Here is a 15,572-nt window from a genome sequence, read left to right on the forward strand (position 1 = left end):
AGCGCGTCGCCGGAGCCGGAGACCTTCACGGTGCCGGTCTGCACGGTCTTCTGGTCACCGGCGATCTTGTCCGGGGCGATCTGGCCGGGCACGACGTGGTAGGTCAGGATCTTGGTCAGCAGCGCGTCGTCGGTCTTGAGCTTCTCGATCGTCGCGGCGTCGATCTTCGCGAACGCCGAGTCGACCGGCGCGAAGACCGTGAACTCGGCACCGTTGAGGGTCGAGACCAGGTTCACCTTCGGGTTCAGCTTCCCGGACACGGCACTGACCAGCGTCGTGAGCAGCGGGTTGTTGCTCGCGGCCACGGCCACCGGGTCGGCGGCCATGCCCGACACCGACCCCGCACCGGACGGAACCTGCTTGGCGTAGTCGGCACAGCCGGGGCCGACGAGGGCACCGGCCGGACCGGCCATCGACGACGACGACGGCGCCATCGACGACGCCGACATGGGCGCGGCGGGCGCGGTGCTCGAACTGCCACTGCCGGCCATGTCACCCGAACCGCACGCCGCGCCGAACAGGGCGAGCGAGACGGCGCCGGTGGCGAGAACGGTGTTGCGGACGGTCTTGTTCATGACGAGACATCTCCCAGGAGTGGACGAGCAGTTGTTGCCCGTGATTCGTCACCCCCCGGGGAACGGACGGGTCTGGTTACCAACCCGTTACCCAAGACCCCGCGAACAGTCGGGTCAGCCCTACTGCTCCGGTCCTCGCGGATCTCTACGGTGGCTTCCAGGGGACTTCGAGGGAAGGGTGGCGTGGTGGGGGATGTGGCGCGCCGGGACGTGTTGTCCTGGCTGGGGAAAGGTGCGCTCGGGGCGGTCGCGCTGGGAGCCGCGGGACATCCCGCCGCTGCCGCGGGAGGTGGCGTGACGGTGCTGCGAGGGGCGACTCTCATCGACGGCACCGGTCGCCCGCCCGTGCGCGACGCGACCATCGTGCTGGCCGGAGACCGCGTCCTGGCCGCCGGCGGACATCGTGACGTGCCGCGCGGCGTGCGGGTGCTCGACCTCACCGGGAAGTACGTCATTCCGGGACTGTGGGACCTGCACACCCATTCGACGTTCTACGAGAACACGATCGCGCCGCTGCACGTCGTCCAGGGCGTCACCGGTGTCCGCGAGATGTGGGGCATGCCCGAGACGCACGCCACGCGCCGGCGCATCGAGTCCGGCGAGGTGCTCGGCCCGCGCATGGTCATCGCGAGCGCGATCGTCGACGGCCCCGGCTCCGTCTGGCCCGGCACGGACGTCGTGCGCACCCCGGCGGAGGCTCGTGCCGCGGTCCGCCGCGCGAAGGACGGTGGAGCGGACTTCGTGAAGGTCTACTCGTTCCTGTCCCCGGAGTGCCACGCCGCCATCGCCGACGAGGCACGCCGGTTGCGGATCCGGTTCGCGGGCCACGTGCCCGCCCGCGTACCGGTGCAGGACGCGCTCGCCCAGCACACGCACGAACACCTCTACAACCTGTTCACGTCCACTTCGGACAACGCCGACGCGCTCTACGCCCGGCTGCGCGCCCTGCCCGACGACCCGGCGGACCCGGACTGGTGGGCCCGGCAGGCCGGCAGGATCGAACGAGCCGCCGTCGCCACCCACTCCCCTGCTCGCGCTCAAGCGCTGTTCGCGGAGATGAAGCGGCACGGCACGTGGCAGTCCCCGACGCTGTTCGTCGAACGCAACATGTCCCGCTCTCCCGAGAGCATCGTGAGCGACCCGACGGCGCTGGAACGGTTGCGCTACATCCCGACGGGCCTGCACGCGCAATGGCAGACGATCATGTCCGGCCGTCCGAGCCGCACACCCGAGGAAGTGGCCGAGCTGCGCAGGTTCGGCGACGCGCGGATGCGGTTGCTCCGCACGATGCACGAGGCCGGTGTCGGTGTCGTCGCCGGCACGGACGCGGGCTTCGCCTACGTCTTCCCCGGTTTCTCGCTGCACGACGAGCTGGCATTGCTCGTGCAGGCCGGTCTCCCGCCGATGGCGGCGCTGCGGGCGGCGACCGGTGAAGCCGCCCGCTGCCTCGGGCTCGAGCGCGACACGGGCACGGTCACCCCCGGCAAGCAGGCGGACCTGGTGGTGCTGAACGGGAACCCGTTGGCGGACATCACGAACGTCGGCCGCATCCACGCCGTGGTGAGCCGTGGCCGCTACCTCGGTCCGGCGGAGCGGACGCGGGTGCTGGCGGAGATCGAGGCCGCCGCGCGAGAGCCGATGGAGGCACCGGTGACACCGCTGGGGTGCTGCGTGCACTGACGTGTGGAGGCCGCCACGGCCGCACGGGTGAGGTCTCCTGGTCGAGCCAGGCAGCCGACGGGGAGTGGGTCGGCACGAGTGCGCCGGCCCACTCCCTCGAACTCCGGCGTCAGGGAATGGTGACGCCGAAGTCGCGGCTGGCGGTGGCGAAGTCCTGGAAGCCCAGCCGTGCCCCACCGGCGCGCGTCACCGTGCCGTTCGCGACGACCCCGCCCGGCGCGCTGGAGTAGACCGAACCGCCGCTGTCGCCGCCGCGCGCGGCGGTCTGCCCCTGGACCTGCTCGGCCTCGACCAGGTCCTCGCGGTCCTGCCAGAAGAAGATGACCTTCAGGTTGCACACCGGACCGCCGGTCTCCGCGGCGCTGGTGACGCCGGACTGGCACAGGTACTGGCCGACGAACACGTGACCCCAGCCGACCACGGCGGCCCCGGTGTTGCTGTCCCCGCCGCCGGTGTACATCCGGTTCTCGCTGTTGGCCGGGATCAGGCCGATGTCGTGGTCGTCGTGGCCCGCGCTCACGGAGCCGATGAACTCGCCCTTGCCGTCGGCGATGCGGTGACCCACCTGCCCGCAGTGCTCGGCGGTGAGCAGGTACCGCCGGTTGGCCGCATCCCGCATGCCGAACCCCGAGGTGCACAGGGTGCTCGCGGTCTGGTTCCAGGTCCGCGCACCGCCCCACCACGGCGCGGAATCGTCCTGCCGCGACACCTCCCGCATCGGTTCCTCGTGGCGGACGCTGAGCTGGACGTCCACCTGGCCGGTCAGAGCGGTCAGCGACGCGCTCGCCCTGACCCCGGCAGTGGGATGCGCGGCGAGGACGAGACCGCTGCCGTCGCCAGGGCTCTTGACGCCGTGGAACCCGCTGTCCGGGTTGGCGTCCAGCCAAGCCTCGATCCTCGCCGCCGCGGCGGCGAGCTCGGCCTGCGAGTGCGCGGCGGCAGCCACCTCGACCGGCACCCGGCGGGACTGGCGGTCGACGACCGCGGCGACCGCCTTCGGCACGGCTCCCTTCCACCACACCGTCACCCGGTGTTCGCCCAGCACGATGCCGGCGTAGCCAGGGCTGGCGGTCTTCTCCACCTCGGCGCGGATCGCTTCCGCGGCCTCCACCAACGGCCGCTGGGCGCGGGACCGGTCGACCGCCGCCGACGCGCCGGACTCCGCGTGGGCCCCCGGCCCCACGGGTGCGATGACGACTGCCGCGGCGCACAGCACCGCAGCGGTCAATGACGTTGTTCGCCTGGTCTTCTTCACGGTGTCTCTCCTGCAGGGTGGGAGTCGGCTGCCGCGGCAGCACTGCGAAACCGGGAACCAGGTGCGGAGCGGGGTCAGGCCGCAGCCGCACCTGGCGTTGGCAACGTTGTCATCCGGCCATGCCGCCTCCTCGCGAACGTCGGGGACCGACCGCCGGGGCACGTCCGGTTCGGCGGATGAGAGCGCTCACACGGAAACGGGATGAGTACTGGTTCAGACCATCTCAACCGCGTTCGCGTGCGTCAACCGCGCTTCTGCCCAGCCGAGCCGCAGCCGAAAGGAGTAGCTACAACGTTGTCACGCCCGCGCCCGGTGGTCGTCCGTCACTTCGCCGCGGGCTTGTCGCCGGCTCGGCCGACAACGGCAGAGTCCACCGCCGTGAAGGAGATCTCGGTACCGGCGGGAAGGGCCTTGCCAGGCGTCCGTGCCGCGAACTGCGGTTGATCACGGTCATCACACACGTACTCAGCGCTGACACAGGTCACGTTCACGCCCGATTGACGGAGTGAGCACTCACTCCGCAGTATGGGCCCATGACACCGGCATCCGGAACACGGCGACGAGCGCCGGGCATGAGCGCCGAGGACCGGCGCGCCATGATCGTGCACGCGGTGCTGCCGCTCCTGGTGGAGCACGGCACCACCGTGACGAGCAGCCAGATCGCCCGCGCCGCCGGCATCGGCGAGGGCACCGTCTTCCGCGCGTTCAAGGACAAGGACGAGCTGTTCGACGCCTGCACGGCCGAGGCGCTGAAGCCCGATCACGTGCTGGACGCGATCGCCGGGATCCCCGCCGACCTGCCTCTGGCAGACCGGCTCGTCGAGGCCGCCGACGCGCTCGGCGCGCACCTCGAGCGGATGGGCGCCCTGATGAGCGCGCTGCACGCGTCCGGCCGGGCCGGGCACCACGACACCGGGCACCGCCTCCAGAACCAGAGCCGCACCCGGAAGGGCGGGCGCCGCGAGTCGATGGCCGCCATCCGAGCGGCAGTGGTCGAGCTGTTCAGGCCGGACGAGGATCGCCTGCGGCTGCCGCCCGAGCAGCTCGCCGCCCTCTTCGTGACCCTGTTGGTCGGCGGCCGCCGGCTGGCGCCGGATGTCGAGACGCCCACCACGCGCCAGGTGGTCGACTTCTTCCTGCACGGCGCCGTGGAGGCCGGATGATCCCGGGCGACGGGGAGTTCGTGCCGGGCCGGCGCGGCCGCCGGCGGCGCCCCACGACGGTGCCGGACAGCGGGCTCACCGGCCCCGTCGACATCCCCGAACCGGAGCAGGAAGACCAGCCGAAGGACCTGCGCTCCCGGCTGAGGCGGGCGAGGACGTCCGTGGCGGGCACCGTCCGCGGCCTGCCGAAGGTCGCGAAGCTGACGTGGCAGGCCAGCCCGGTGCTGACCGTCCTCCTGGTGCTGATCACGCTTCTGTCGGGTCTCCTGCCGACGGCGACCGCGTACATCGCGAAGCTGCTGCTGGACTCCGTCGTCGCGGCGATCCAGCGCACGGGCACCACGGCCGACATCGTGAACGTCGCGTTCCTCCAGTTCGGCGTGCTCGCCGCGACCGCGATCAGCAGCGCGCTGACGTCGATCGCGCAGTCGCTGCTGCAGGAACGCATGACGCTGACGATCCGCCACCGGGTGATGGCGCACGCCAGCGAACTGCACCTCGCGTACTTCGAGGGCTCGGCGTCGTACGACGTGCTGCGCCAGGCCGCGCAGGAAGCGCCGACGCGGCCGCTGTCGATGATGAGCTCCGCGCTGGGGCTCCTGCGGACGCTGATCACGTTCGGCAGCATGGTCGCGCTGCTCGTGTCGATCAGCCCGCTGCTGGCCCTCGTCGCCCTGGTGGCGCCGATCCCGGCGTTCATCTCGCAGTCGAGGTACGGCTCGCGCGCGTTCTGGCTGACCTTCATGATGTCGCCGATCAAGCGGCGGATGGACTACCTGTCCTCCCTGGTCACCACGGACACCTACGCCAAGGAGACGAAGCTGTTCGGGCTCGGCCCGTACTTCGTCGACCGGTTCCGCCGGCTCGGCACCGTCTCCTACGAGCGGCAGCGGAAGCTGACGATCAACCGCAACGTCAGCTCGACGTCCTGGGGGCTGTTCAGCACGCTCGCGGGGTCGGCGATCACGTTGTACATCGCGTTGGAAGCGGTCGGCGGCCGGCTCACGCTGGGCGACCTGGCGCTGTACACGGCCGCGGCGGCGTCCGTGCAGACGTCGGTGTCCGGGTTGTTCACGGCGTTCTCGGGGATGTACGAGAACAACCTCTACCTCGACACGCTCTACCGGTTCCTGGACACGAAGCCGGAGATCACGGCGCCGGCGTCCCCGCGGCCGATGCCGTCCACCGTGGAGGGGCACATCGAGTTCGACTCGGTGACCTTCCAGTACCCCGGCGCCGCGGAGCCCGCACTGGACGACGTGAGCTTCGAGATCCGGCCCGGCGAGACGGTGGCGGTGGTGGGCCGCAACGGCGCGGGCAAGTCCACGTTGTTCAAGCTGCTCTGCCGGCTCTACGACCCGACCGGCGGCCGCATCCTGCTCGACGGCGTCGACATCCGCGAGTACGACCCCGTCGCGCTGCGCACGCGGATCAGCGCGATGTTCCAGGACTACGTGACGTACCAGGGCACAGCCGCGGAGAACATCGGCCTCGGCGACCTGACGCGGCTCGAGGACCGGCCGCACGTCGAGGCGTCGGCACGCCGCGCCGGCGCGGACGAGCGGATCGAGCGGCTGCCCCGCGGTTACGACAGCCCGCTCGGCCGCTGGTTCGACCAGGGCGTCAGCCTCTCGGGCGGCGAGTGGCAGAAGATCGCGCTGGCCAGGGCGTTCCACCGGGAGGCACCGATCCTGGTGCTCGACGAACCGACGTCGGCACTGGACGCGCGGGCCGAGCACGACCTGTTCGCACGGCTGCGGGAGCTGTCGCAAGGCCGGACGACGCTCTACATCTCGCACCGGTTCTCGACCGTGCGGCAGGCGGAGCGGATCCTGCTGCTGGAGCACGGGAGGGTCGCCGAGTACGGGACGCACGAGGAGCTGATGGCGGCCAAGGCCGGGTACGCCGAACTGTTCACGCTGCAGGCTCAGGCGTACCTGGACGAGGTGCCCGGCTGAGCCGGTCAGCCTGACGTGGCGCCGGCCGGTGTCCGATGAGGACCGGTCCGCGGAGCTCCCGCCGGCACCGGCCCGCGCACTCGAAGATCACACGAGCGTGTTGTCCACGAAGCACCAGCGCCAGGTCTCCCCCGGCTCGAACGAGCGGACGATCGGGTGCCCCTCGTCGGCGAAGTGCTTCGAGGCGTGCCTGGCGGGCGACGAGTCGCAGCAGGCGACCTTGCCGCACCCCAGGCACAGGCGCAGGTGCACCCACCTGCTGCCGGTGGCGAGGCAGTCCTCGCACCCCTCGAGCGTGCTCGGCTGGGGTTCGGCGCCCAGTTCGGTGACATGTGCACAGGTGGTGGTCACGGCCAGACGGTACCTCGCTCGTCAGCGGTGAGAAGTCCGGGTGTTTGACTAGGCCCATGACGACTGGCGACCGCGTCGCGCGGCCTTCCATTCTCACGGTGGACGACGACCCCGCCGTGTCGCGGGCGGTGGCGCGCGACCTGCGCCGGATGTACGGCGAGCAGTACCGCATCGTGCGGGCGGAGTCCGGGGCGCAGGCGCTCGAAGCCCTGCACGAGATCAAGCTGCGCGGCGAGGAGGTCGCGGCACTGCTCGCCGACCACCGGATGCCGCAGATGAACGGCATCGAGTTCCTCGAACAGGCCATGGACGTGTTCCCCCAGGCGCGCCGGGTGCTGCTCACCGCCTACGCCGACACCGACGCCGCGATCCAGGCGATCAACGTCGTGGACCTCGACCACTACCTGCTCAAGCCGTGGGACCCGCCGGAGCAGAACCTCTACCCGGTGCTCGACGAGCAGCTGCGCGCCTGGGCCGTGAGCGACCGACAGCCGCCGCAACGGGTGCGGGTGGTCGGGCACCGCTGGTCGCCGCGGTCCTACGAGGTGCGCGACTTCCTGGCGCGCAACAGCGTTCCGTTCCGCTGGCACGCGCTCGACGAGCCGGAGGCGCGCTGCCTGCTCACCGCGGCGCACCAGGACGGGACGACCCTGCCCGTCGTGATCACGGCCGAGGGCAAGGCGCTCGTCGACCCGTCCGACACCGAGCTCGCCGCCGAGGTGGGCCTGAGCACGCAGCCGTCGGCCGACTTCTACGACCTGATCGTCGTGGGTGGCGGGCCCGCCGGACTCGGCGCCGCGGTGTACGGCGGCTCGGAGGGGCTGCGGACCGTCCTGGTCGAACGGATCGCGACGGGCGGCCAGGCGGGGACCAGCAGCCGCATCGAGAACTACCTGGGCTTCCCCGACGGGGTGTCCGGCGGGCAGCTGACCGAGCGCGCCAGGAGGCAGGCGGTCAAGTTCGGGGTGGAACTGCTCACCACCCGCGACGTCGTCGCCCTGGAACGCCGGGGTGCCGCGCGCGTCGTGCGGTTCGGCGACGGCACCGAGCTCGCCGCCCACACCGTCATCCTCGCCACCGGCGTGTCGTACCGGCTGCTCGACGCGCCAGGACTCAGCGAGCTGACCGGGCGGGGCGTGTACTACGGCGCTTCGACCACCGAGGGCCCGAACTGCGCCGGCCAGGACGTCTACGTGGTCGGCGGCGCGAACTCCGCCGGCCAGGCGGCGGTCTACTTCTCCGGGCACGCGCGCAGGGTGGTGGTCCTGGTGCGGGGTGACTCGCTGGAGCAGTCGATGTCCCGGTACCTCGTCGACCAGCTCGCGGCGATCCCGAACGTGGAGGTGCGCACGCGCACCGAGGTCCGCGGCGGCACGGGCGAGGACCACCTCGAGACCTTGACGTTGCTGAACAACGAGACCGGCGAGACGACGACCGTTCAGGCGAGCTGGTTGTTCGCGTTCATCGGCGCCGCCCCGCGCACGGACTGGCTGGACGGCACGCTGGAAAGGGACGGGCACGGGTTCCTCGTCACCGGGCCCGACCTCGGCGGCTCGCCTGCGGGGTGGGACCTCGAACGGGCGCCGTACCACCTGGAGACGAACGTGCCCGGGGTGTTCGTCGCGGGTGACGTCCGAGCGGAGTCGGTGAAGCGAGTCGCGTCCGCGGTCGGTGAGGGCGCGATGGCGGTCACGCTGGTCCACCGCTACCTGGCGAGGTCGTGATGCGCAGGCTCACCGCGGCCGAGCTGCGCGAGCTGTTCCTGTTCGAGAAGCTCGACCAGGAGCAGCTCGACTGGCTGGCCGAGCACGGCCACGTCGAGACCCGCGAGGCGGACACGGCCGTGCTCACCGAAGGCGAGCCGGCGACGTGCTTCTTCGTGCTGCTCGAAGGAACTGTCGCCCTGTGCCGCAACATCGGCGGCCGGCGCGTCGAGGTGAGCCGCAGCAGCCTGCGCGGCTCCTACTTCGGCGCCACCCAGGCCTACCTGGAGCTCGACCAGCCGACCTACCGGATGACCGTCGAGTCGATCACCGCCACGTCGATGCTGCAGTTCGACGCCGACGAGTTCGGCCCGATGGTCCGCGCGTGGTTCCCGATGGCGATGCACCTGCTGGAAGGCCTGTTCTGGGGCATGCACAACACCCAGGCGGCGGTGGGCCAGCACGAGCGGCTCACCGCGCTCGGCGCACTGTCCGCGGGTCTCACCCACGAGCTCAACAACCCCGCGGCGGCCGCCGTGCGGGCGACCGCGACGCTGCGCGAGCGGGTCGCGGGAATGCGGCACAAGCTCTCCCTGCTGGCGCAGGGGACGATCGACCCGGCCGTGCTGCCGGCTCTGGTCGAACTCCAGGAGAAGGCGGTCGACCGGGTCGCCAGGGCACCGAAGCTCAGCCCATTGGAGACCAGCGACGCGGAGGACGACGTCGCCGGCTGGCTCGACGACCACGGAGTCGAGGGCGGCTGGGACGTCGCACCCGTGCTGGTGGCGGCCGGGCTGGACGTCGAGTGGCTGGAGAGCTCGCTCGCGTCGTGCCCGGGAGCGGTCACGGGCCCCGCCGTGCACTGGCTCAGGTACTCGGTCGAGACCGAGATGCTGATGGACGAGATCGAGGACGCCGTCACCAGGGTGTCCGGCCTGGTCGGTGCGGCCAAGCAGTACTCGCAGATGGACCGCGCGCCGTTCCAGGTGGTCGACGTGCACGAGCTGCTCGACTCCACCTTGGTCATGCTCGGCGGGAAGCTCGCGGACGTGCGGGTGGTCAGGGACTACGACCGGATGCTGCCCGGCATCCCCGCCTACGCCGGTGAGCTCAACCAGGTGTGGATGAACATGATCGACAACGCGCTGGCCGCGATGGGCGGGTCGGGCACGTTGACCGTGCGGACCTCCAGGCAGGACAAGCACCTCGTGGTGGAGATCGGCGACACCGGCCACGGGATCCCGGCGGAGGTGCGGAGCCGGATCTTCGAGCCGTTCTTCACGACCAAGCCGGTGGGCGAGGGCACCGGGCTCGGGCTGGAGATCTCGTGGCGGATCGTGGTCAACAAGCACCACGGCGCCATCCGGGTGGAGTCGATGCCGGGTGACACGCGGTTCCAGGTCTTCCTGCCGTTGGAGCCAGCAGGACCGTGAGAGGCCTCGCGCTCGTGGTGCGGACGGATCTCGCTGTTCGGCGCCAGCGGTGAGGGAGGATCGGCTAGCGTTGGCGGTTCTCACCGGGCGGTGGGCGGAAGGGCTGGCGCGATGATCCGCGAAGTGGCTCTGCGAGGCGTCGAGGACGCCGACCTCGACACGGTGTTCGAGTTCATGCGCGACCCGGAGTCGGTGTGGATGGCCGCGTTCACCGCGGAGGACCCCGGCGACCGCGAGGCGTTCGACGCGCACATGCGCCGGGTGCGGTCCAACCCCGAGGTCATCAACCTGGTGATCCTCGGCGACGGCCGGGTGGTGGGCAGCATCGCGAGGTTCGTCGTGGACGGCGACACCGAGATCACCTACTGGGTCGACCGCGCGGTCTGGGGCCAGGGCGTGGCCGGGCGTGCGGTGGCGCTGCTGCTCGAGCTCGTTCCCGAACGGCCCGTGCACGCCCGCGTCGCCGCCGACAACGCGGCCTCGGCGCGCGTGCTGACCAGGGCGGGCTTCCAGGTTGTCGGGACCGAGGTCTCCTACGCCGCGGCGCGCGGCACCGAGATCGAGGAGACCGTCCTGCTGCTCAGCTGACGAACTTCTCGGTGCCCAGCACGCCGAGCAGCTGCAGCTTCTCGAACGCCTCCGTGCGCGGCGGTGCGGTCAGCACGAGCAGCGCCTGCGACTGGTCCTCGGTGAACAGCGCCTGGCAGTCGACCTCGATCTCGCCGAGCTGCGGGTGGACGAGCACCTTGTGGTCCTCGTACCGCTTCGCGACCTCGTGCCGTTCCCACAGCTCGGCGAACTCGGCGCTCTCCCGCCGCAGCACGCGGACCAGCTCCCCGGCCCGCGAACGCGGACCCATCGCGGCGTAGGCGGCGCGCAGGTTCGCCACCTGGGCGCGGCTTTGCCGTTCGCGGTCGCGCTCGCGGTAGACGAGCCGTTCGCCGGGGTCGGTGAACCAGCGGTAGATGCCGCTGCGCGCGAGGCCCGTGAAGTGCGAGCTGTCGCCGTAGAGGGCCTCGGCGTACCTGTTCTGCACGAGCACCTCGCCGAGGCTGGACAGGATCAGCGCGGGCGTGTCGGCGAGCCGGTCCAGCACCCGCTGCAACGCGGGCGCGACGTGCGTGCCGGTGGCCCGCGGCGACGGGGCGTTGCGGCCGGCCACGCGGAACAGGTAGTCCCGCTCGTCGTCGTTCAACCGCAACGCGCGGGCGAGCGAGGTCAGCATCTGCTCGCTGGGCTGCGGGCCGCGTCGCTGTTCCAGCCGCGTGTAGTAGTCCGTGGACATCGCCGCGAGCGACGCGACCTCCTCGCGCCGCAAGCCCGGCGCCCGCCGGCGCGCGCCCGCGGGCAGGCCGACGTCCTCCGGCCGCAGCTCCTCCCGGCGGCGGCGCAGGAAGGCCGCGAGCTCCACCCGATCCATGAGCCCAGTATGCGGCGCGGACCGGGGTGAACCAGGGATTGCCGATCCCCCGACAACGGCTCTCTGCCGCGGTTCGAGGCGCCGGTGGAAGCTGGGTGCATGGACATCACCGGAAACACCGTCTTCATCCCCGGCGCCACCAGCGGCATCGGCCTGGCGCTCGCCCTCGCTCTGCGGGAGCGCGGCAACACCGTGGTCATCGGCGGCCGGCGCACCGACCTGCTCGAGAAGATCGCCGCCGAGCACCCCGGTGTCGGGACCGTCCGGATCGACACCGCCGACGCCGGCAGCATCCAGGCCGCGGCCGCGGACGTGCTCGCCCGCTTCCCCGAGCTGAACGTGCTGATCACCATGGCCGGGATCATGCGCACGGAGGACTGGCACAGCCCCGCGTTCCTCGAGTCGGCCGAGGACACCATCACCACCAACGTCCTCGGCCCGATCCGGCTGATCGCCGCGTTCGTGGAGCACCTCAGGACCCGGCCGGACGCCACGATCATGACGGTCTCCTCCGGTCTGGCCTTCGCGCCGCTGAAGGTGACGCCGAGCTACAACGCCTCCAAGGCCGCCATCCACATGCTCAGCGAGACGCTGCGGCTGCAGCTCGCGGACACGTCCGTGCGGGTCGTCGAGCTGGAGCCGCCGTCGGTGCAGACCGATCTGCTGCCCGGCCAGGCCGACAACGAGCACGCCATGCCGCTCGACGAGTACGTCGCCGAGGTCATGGGCATCATCGAGGCCCGGCCCGACGTCGCCGAGATCCAGGTCGAGCGCGTGAAGTTCCTGCGCTACGCCGAGGCGCGCGGCGACTACGAGAAGGTGGTGGCGGTGCTCAACGCGAGCGACCCGCACTGACCGGGATGCCGAGCGCGAGCAGGGCGGTGTCGTCCTCGACCCCGGCGCCCAGCCTGGTCAGCAACCGCGTCACCGCCTCGATCACGGCCGGCGCGCCGGCCGGGGCCAAGCCGCTCAGCTCGTCGCACAGGGCCTCTTCGCTGTAGCGGGTGTTCCCGTCGATCCGCGCCTCCGTGACACCGTCGGTGTACAGCAGCAGCGTGTCCCCCGGTTCCAGGTGCACCTCGGCGGCGGAGAAGCGGGCGTTCGGCAGCATCCCGACCAGTTGCCCGTCCGGCAGGTGCAGCAGCGAGGCGGTGCCGTCGGCGCGGATCAGCACCGGCGGGGTGTGCCCGCCGTTGGCCAGCACGACCGAGGCGCCCTCGGCCGTGGGCCTGATGCGGCCGCACAGGACGGTGAGGAACCGGGGACTGGTGCCGGTCAGCACGGTGTTGAGGTGGTTCAGCACGCCGACCGGCTCCGTCTCGTGCACCGCCGCCGCGCGCAGGGTGTACCGGGCGAGCGACGTGACCACCGCCGCGTCCGCGCCCTTGCCCGAGACGTCGCCGAGGAAGAAGCCCCACGCCCCGCCGCTGAGCGGGAACAGGTCGTAGAAGTCGCCACCGACCTGGTCGAGCGAGGCCGGGTGGTAGTACGCGTCAACCTCCACCCCCGGCACCTCCGCGAGCGTCGGCGGCAGCAGCGTCCGCTGCAACGTCCTCGCCAGCTCCTGAGCCCTGTCGCGTTCCCGCTCGGCCTTCTGGCGGGCGCGCAGCAGCTCCTCCTCGTACGCGCGGCGGTCGCTCGCGTCGAACACCGTCGTGCGGATGAGCCGCACGTCGGGGCCGGTCTTCACCACCGAGGTGAGCAGCACCGGCAGCCTCGTGCCGTCCGCCGCCCTCAGCTCCAGGGCGACCCCGCCGAGCGAGCCCTGCATGTGCAGCAACGGCGCGAAGTGCGTCTCGTAGTACACCCGGCCGCCGACCGTCAGCAGATCGGGGAACCGGCGGCGGCCGACCAGCTCCTCGTCGTCGTACCCGAGCCAGCCGCGCAGCGTCGCGTTGATCTTCACGATCGTGCCGTCGAGCAACGTCGACACGTAGCCGCACGGAGCGTTGTCGTAGAGGTCCTCGGCGTTGGACTCCAGCAGCGCCGCGAACGCCGCCTCCGTCATAGCTCCCGCACGAAGTCCAGGATCGCCGCCGCGGTGGCCTCCGGAGCGCTGAGCTGCGGGCAGTGCCCGATCGCGTCCAGGGTGACCAGCCGGCTGCCGGCGATGCGCTCGTGCGTGAACCGGCCGACCTCGGGCGGCGCGATGGCGTCGACGGCGCACTGGACCACCAGCGTCGGCACGGTCACCTTGCCGAGGTCCTCCCGGTTGTCCGAGAGGAACGTCGCTCTGGCGAACACCCGCGCGATCTCCGGGTCGGTGCGGCAGAAGCTGTTCCGCAGCTCCTCGGCCAGCTCCGGCCGGTCGGGGTTGTCGACGATGACCGGCGCCATCACCGCCGACCAGCCCAGGTAGTTGGACTCGAGCGCGACGAGCAGCTCGTCGATGTCCTCGCGGCTGAACCCGCCGCGGTAGCCGTCGTCGTCCACGTAGCACGGCGACGGCGTGAGCAGCACCAGCCCGGCGAACCGGTCCGGTTCCTCCGCGGCCGCCAGCACCGCCACCATCGCGCTCACCGAGTGGCCGACCAGCACGACGTCCCGCAGGCCGAGCTCCCGGCAGATGTCGAGGACGTCGCCCGCGTAGGCGTCGAGCGTGCTGTAGCGCTCGGCGGACCAGGCGGAGACGTCCGAGCGCCCGCAGCCGGTGTGGTCGAACAGCACCACCCGGCACTGCTCGGCCAGCGCGGGGACGACGCCGCGCCACAGGTTCTGGTCGCAGCCGAAGCCGTGCGCGAGCACCACGGCCGGTCCGGTCTCGTTCCCGGTCAGGACCACGTTGTTCCTGCGCACCACGTCCACTGGACACATGCTAGGCGGTTGCGGTGTGATCGGCCCCCGGTGCGGGTACCTGAGCCGCAGCTTCTCAGTGGAAGGAACACCGCCATGCTGCGTCGTCTGACCGTGCTCCCCCTCGTGCTGCTGACCACCGCGGCCGGACTCGACGCCCTGCACCTGCTCACCGGCAACGCGAGCGCCGCGACGGCCGCGTGGCACCTCATCGCCGCGGGCCTGCTCCTGGGCGTCGCGGTGGCGGCCGCCGAGTGGCTCGACCGGATCTTCGGCGAACCGGTGGGCACCACGGGCCGCGACCTCGGCGTCGCGTTCGTCCTCGTGCTCTTCGGGGTCAGCTGGGCGCTGCGGCTCGGCCAGACGGGCTGGGAACCGACCTGGGCGGCGGTGCTCGCGGGATGGGCCGGGGTGGCCGGTGTCGGCGCGGCCCGCTTCGCCGGACGCCGGCGCCGCGTCGTGAGCCCCGCACGCGCCTGACCCCCCGTCCCCAGCGGCGAGTCCACGGCCACCAAGCCGGGATGGTCCGCCACTGGACCCGCTGGCGAAGATGGACGCGTGACGCCACACCCGCTCGACTCCCCCATCCGTTCCGCGCTGACCGGACCGCACGCGCACCTGGCCGAACGCAGGGGCGACACCCTCCGCTACCCGCCGGACATGTCACCGTTCACGGCGCTGCCGGACGACCCGCGCGACTCCGACTGGGCGGACCTCGCCGCGCTCACCCGGCTGGCCACGGTGACCGGCGACCTGCGGCCACCGGTCGGCTGGCAGGTCGCCGCACGGCTCGGCCTGCTGCAGTTCGTGGACGACGGCATCGCCGCCGCGCCGGACGAGGAGGCCGTCGTGCTCACCGCGGCCGACGTGCCGGACATGCTCGCCCTGACCGCGCTCACCGAGCCGGGACCGTTCCTGCCGCGCACCATCGAGATGGGCACCTACCTGGGCATCCGGCGCGGCGGCAGGCTGGTGGCGATGGCCGGGGAACGGCTGCGGGTGCCGGGCCACACCGAGGTCAGCGCCGTCTGCACGCACCCGGACGCCCGCGGCGAGGGCCTGGGCACGCGGCTGCTGCTGGCTGTCGCGCACGGGATCCGCGAGCGCGGCGAGACGACGTTCCTGCACGTGCTCGCATCCAACACCGGGGCCGTCCGGCTGTACGAGAAGCTGGGCTTCCGGCTGCGGCTGAGCACCGATCTCCAGGTCCTGACGCCGCCGGAGGCGTGAGCACCCGGAAC

Annotated in this window: 15 protein-coding genes; 9 read left to right on the forward strand and 6 right to left on the reverse strand. The window is 71.7% G+C overall.

The genetic code is table 11. The annotated features are described in order from the left end of the window. On the reverse strand, positions 1-575 hold a 575-nt coding region (locus BMW88_RS39215; protein ID WP_143116486.1), incomplete at its 3' end, for a fasciclin domain-containing protein. Positions 576-761: 186 nt separating this feature from the next. Here BMW88_RS39215 and BMW88_RS39220 point away from each other — a divergent pair. Continuing rightward, complete coding sequence (locus tag BMW88_RS39220) at positions 762-2,255, forward strand: amidohydrolase family protein (RefSeq protein ID WP_089961935.1); 1,494 nt, start codon at positions 762-764, stop codon at positions 2,253-2,255. A 109-nt stretch (positions 2,256-2,364) separates the two neighbouring features. Here BMW88_RS39220 and BMW88_RS39225 read toward each other — a convergent pair whose 3' ends face one another. Then, a complete protein-coding gene (locus BMW88_RS39225) occupies positions 2,365-3,510 on the reverse strand; it encodes a chymotrypsin family serine protease (RefSeq protein WP_089961798.1) in 1,146 nt (381 codons plus the stop codon). 572 nt (positions 3,511-4,082) lie between these two features. Between BMW88_RS39225 and BMW88_RS39230 the strand changes: the two genes are divergently transcribed. Both BMW88_RS39230 and BMW88_RS39235 read left to right on the forward strand, forming a co-directional pair. Beyond that, positions 4,083-4,673, forward strand: coding sequence for a TetR/AcrR family transcriptional regulator (locus BMW88_RS39230; RefSeq protein ID WP_089961800.1), 591 nt, complete (start codon positions 4,083-4,085; stop codon positions 4,671-4,673). Further along, positions 4,670-6,631 (forward strand): ABC transporter ATP-binding protein, encoded by a 1,962-nt coding sequence (locus BMW88_RS39235; protein ID WP_089961801.1) that lies wholly within the window; start codon positions 4,670-4,672, stop codon positions 6,629-6,631. The genes BMW88_RS39230 and BMW88_RS39235 overlap by 4 nt, the downstream gene beginning before the upstream one ends. An 87-nt stretch (positions 6,632-6,718) precedes the next feature. Here BMW88_RS39235 and BMW88_RS39240 read toward each other — a convergent pair whose 3' ends face one another. Further along, complete coding sequence (locus tag BMW88_RS39240; protein WP_177221652.1) at positions 6,719-6,982, reverse strand: UBP-type zinc finger domain-containing protein; 264 nt, start codon at positions 6,980-6,982, stop codon at positions 6,719-6,721. 56 nt (positions 6,983-7,038) lie between these two features. Between BMW88_RS39240 and BMW88_RS39245 the strand changes: the two genes are divergently transcribed. The 3 genes from BMW88_RS39245 to BMW88_RS39255 all read left to right on the forward strand — a co-directional run bounded on the left by BMW88_RS39245 (position 7,039) and on the right by BMW88_RS39255 (position 10,706). After that, positions 7,039-8,706: an NAD(P)/FAD-dependent oxidoreductase gene (locus BMW88_RS39245; protein WP_089961808.1), complete on the forward strand. Its 1,668-nt coding sequence runs from the start codon at positions 7,039-7,041 to the stop codon at positions 8,704-8,706. Further along, complete coding sequence (locus BMW88_RS39250; RefSeq protein ID WP_089961812.1) at positions 8,706-10,118, forward strand: ATP-binding protein; 1,413 nt, start codon at positions 8,706-8,708, stop codon at positions 10,116-10,118. The genes BMW88_RS39245 and BMW88_RS39250 overlap by 1 nt, the downstream gene beginning before the upstream one ends. Before the next feature lie 111 nt (positions 10,119-10,229). Further along, positions 10,230-10,706: a GNAT family N-acetyltransferase gene (locus BMW88_RS39255; RefSeq protein ID WP_245778371.1), complete on the forward strand. Its 477-nt coding sequence runs from the start codon at positions 10,230-10,232 to the stop codon at positions 10,704-10,706. Here BMW88_RS39255 and BMW88_RS39260 read toward each other — a convergent pair. After that, positions 10,699-11,538, reverse strand: coding sequence for a helix-turn-helix transcriptional regulator (locus tag BMW88_RS39260; RefSeq protein WP_089961815.1), 840 nt, complete (start codon positions 11,536-11,538; stop codon positions 10,699-10,701). The two genes, BMW88_RS39255 and BMW88_RS39260, sit on opposite strands and share 8 nt — an antisense overlap. Positions 11,539-11,637: 99 nt before the next feature. On the opposite strand from BMW88_RS39260, the gene BMW88_RS39265 reads away from it, so the two are divergent. Further along, the gene (locus tag BMW88_RS39265) at positions 11,638-12,393 is read left to right on the forward strand and encodes an SDR family oxidoreductase (protein WP_089961819.1); all 756 of its coding nucleotides are present in this window, start codon (positions 11,638-11,640) and stop codon (positions 12,391-12,393) included. On the opposite strand, the gene BMW88_RS39270 is transcribed toward BMW88_RS39265, so the two are convergent. Both BMW88_RS39270 and BMW88_RS39275 read right to left on the reverse strand, forming a co-directional pair. After that, on the reverse strand, positions 12,371-13,546 hold the full coding sequence (locus BMW88_RS39270; protein ID WP_089961822.1) for a PP2C family protein-serine/threonine phosphatase: 1,176 nt from the start codon (positions 13,544-13,546) through the stop codon (positions 12,371-12,373). The two genes, BMW88_RS39265 and BMW88_RS39270, sit on opposite strands and share 23 nt — an antisense overlap. Continuing rightward, on the reverse strand, positions 13,543-14,352 hold the full coding sequence (locus tag BMW88_RS39275) for an alpha/beta fold hydrolase (protein WP_089961826.1): 810 nt from the start codon (positions 14,350-14,352) through the stop codon (positions 13,543-13,545). Before BMW88_RS39275 ends, BMW88_RS39270 begins: the two co-directional genes overlap by 4 nt. A 75-nt stretch (positions 14,353-14,427) precedes the next feature. Between BMW88_RS39275 and BMW88_RS39280 the strand changes: the two genes are divergently transcribed. Together BMW88_RS39280 and BMW88_RS39285 are read left to right on the forward strand one after the other, a co-directional pair. Then, on the forward strand, positions 14,428-14,811 hold the full coding sequence (locus BMW88_RS39280) for a hypothetical protein (RefSeq protein WP_089961828.1): 384 nt from the start codon (positions 14,428-14,430) through the stop codon (positions 14,809-14,811). A 78-nt stretch (positions 14,812-14,889) separates the two neighbouring features. After that, on the forward strand, positions 14,890-15,561 hold the full coding sequence (locus BMW88_RS39285; protein ID WP_089961831.1) for a GNAT family N-acetyltransferase: 672 nt from the start codon (positions 14,890-14,892) through the stop codon (positions 15,559-15,561). Positions 15,562-15,572 lie beyond the last annotated feature (11 nt).

The sequence above is a fragment of the Lentzea xinjiangensis genome, assembly GCF_900110955.1.
In the GTDB taxonomy this organism is placed as follows: domain Bacteria; phylum Actinomycetota; class Actinomycetes; order Mycobacteriales; family Pseudonocardiaceae; genus Lentzea; species Lentzea xinjiangensis.